We start from the raw sequence: 2065 nt of genomic DNA on the forward strand, positions 1-2065 counted from the left end.
CCGCATCGCCCCGGCAAAGTCCTCGCTCGCGACGGCATCGCAAGCCATCGCGAGCGAGGACTTTGCCGGGGCGATGCGGGCGCTCTCGGCCCTGCGCGCGCCGGTCGACGCCTTCTTCCAGGACGTGACCGTCAACGCGCCCGACCCGAAGCTCCGCGAGAACCGCCTGCTGCTGCTCAACGCGCTCCGCGCCGCGACCCGCGCCGTGGCGGACTTCTCGAAGATCGAGGGATAGCGGCTGCAGTCCCTCCCGCCCCCTCATTCTGAGGCGCGAGCGCAGCGAGCCTCGAAGGAGGGCTCCAGGGATCGCGCGGCCGGCTGGAGGGCTCCTTCGAGGCAGCTGCGCAGCACCTCAGGATGAGGGGGATTGGTTGGAGGCCGCGCGGTTTTCACGCGATCGCCAAGCGTTTTCCCCGTCATTGCGAGCGCAGCGAAGCAACCCAGCGTGGCGCCACGCTCGGCGATGGCGCGCTGCCCTGGGTCACTGCGCTAAGCGCGTGATGATTGTGAGGTCGAACCCTTCAACCGGAAGTGGCCTCACCCGTGATCGTGCCCGGCATGATCCTCCACTTCCGGCAGGGTCAGCCCGAAATGGCTGACGAGATCCGCCACCTGCCCGGGGCTCAGCTGCCGCGGGTTGAGGTTGCGAAGCAGCAAGTAAAGCTTGGCGGTCTCCTCCAGCTCCTCGGTGGCGAAGACTGCGGCCTCCAGGCTGTCGCCGGCCACCACCGGGCCGTGATTGGCGAGCAGCACCGAACTGTACCGGCCGGCGAGCCCCCGGATCGCGTCCGCCACGGCCGGGTCGCCCGGGCGGTAATACGGCACCAGCGCGGTGCCGCCGGTGCGCATCAGGTAATAGGGCGTCAGCGGCGGCAGCACCTGGCGCGGGTCGATCTCCGGCAGCATCGAGACAGCCACCGCGTGGGTCGAGTGCAGGTGCACGATCGCCTTGGCCCCGCCCCGGCTCTCGTAGAGTGCCGTGTGCAGCGGGATTTCCTTCGTCGGCTTGTCGCCCGAGACCAGCCGGCCGTCCGCGTCCAGCCGCGAGATCCGGGCCGGGTCGAGGAAGCCCAGCGACGCGTTGGTCGGCGTCACCAGCCAGCCGCCGTCGGGCAGGCGCAGCGAGATGTTGCCCGACGAGCCCGGGGTCAGGCCGCGCTCGAACAGCGAGCGGCCGTAGCGGCAGATGTCTTCGCGCAGCCGGCTCTCGTCGCTCATGCGGTCGCTCCCTCGATCAGCTCGAATCCGAGATCGATTCTTTTTGGACCTTCACCGATCAGGCACGCGGCGGCCTGCCGGCCGATCTCCAGGCGCGGGGTGCGCACCGTCGACAGGGGCTGGGGCATCGCCGCCGCGAAGTCGAGCCCGTTGAAGCCGAACAGGGCGATCCGCCCCGGCACGCTCAAGCCCGCCGACAGGCAGGCGAAATAGCCGCCGAGCGCCATGTCGTCGTTGGAGAAATACACCGCGTCGAGGTCCGGCTGGCGCGCCAGCAGCGCCTCCAGCCCGGCCCGGCCGGAGCCCGGCGAGGACGGTCCGGGCCGGATTTCCTGGGCCTGGAGCGCCAGGCCGGCTTCGCCCAGGGCGGCCTCGAACCCGGCCAGCCGCTTGCCCGCCCGCAGATCCACCTGCAGGTCGTGGCCGAGATAGGCGATGCGGCGATACCCACGGGTCACGAGGTGCCGGGCGCTCGCCGCCCCCACCGCCCGGTTGGAGAAGCCGACCACGGCGTCGATCCCCGCCCCGTCCGTGTCGATCATCTCGACCACGCGCACGCCCCCGGCCTTCGCCAGGGCCACCGTCCCGGGATTGTGCTCCAGCCCGGTGAGCAGCAGCGCGGCCGGGCGCCAGGACAGGAGCGCGGCCGCCAGCGCCTCCTCCCGGTCCGGGTCGTAGTCGCTCACCCCGATCACGCAGCGGATGCCCGCGGCGTCCAGCGCCCCGGTCAGCCCGCGCAGCAGGTCGGGGAAGACGACGTTGGCCAGCGACGGCACGATCACCCCGGCGAGCTGGGCGCTCGCCCCCGGTCCCGCGAGGCTGCCGGCCAGCCGGTTCGGCACGTAGC

2 protein-coding genes and 1 pseudogene are annotated in these 2065 nt (G+C 71.7%); 1 reads left to right on the forward strand and 2 read right to left on the reverse strand.

The window, feature by feature from the left end:
- Positions 1-235, forward strand: a pseudogene (locus FV228_RS27795) (glycine--tRNA ligase subunit beta); the annotation flags it as partial.
- A gap of 302 nt (positions 236-537) precedes the next feature.
- Here the strand turns inward: FV228_RS27795 and FV228_RS27805 are convergent.
- Both FV228_RS27805 and FV228_RS27810 read right to left on the reverse strand, forming a co-directional pair.
- On the reverse strand, positions 538-1218 hold the full coding sequence (locus FV228_RS27805) for an aldolase (protein WP_147857452.1): 681 nt from the start codon (positions 1216-1218) through the stop codon (positions 538-540).
- Positions 1215-2065: substrate-binding domain-containing protein (locus tag FV228_RS27810; RefSeq protein ID WP_147857453.1), on the reverse strand; the 851-nt coding region annotated here is incomplete at its 5' end. The genes FV228_RS27810 and FV228_RS27805, both read right to left, overlap by 4 nt.

Source organism: Methylobacterium sp. WL18 (assembly GCF_008040015.1).
Lineage (GTDB): Bacteria > Pseudomonadota > Alphaproteobacteria > Rhizobiales > Beijerinckiaceae > Methylobacterium > Methylobacterium mesophilicum.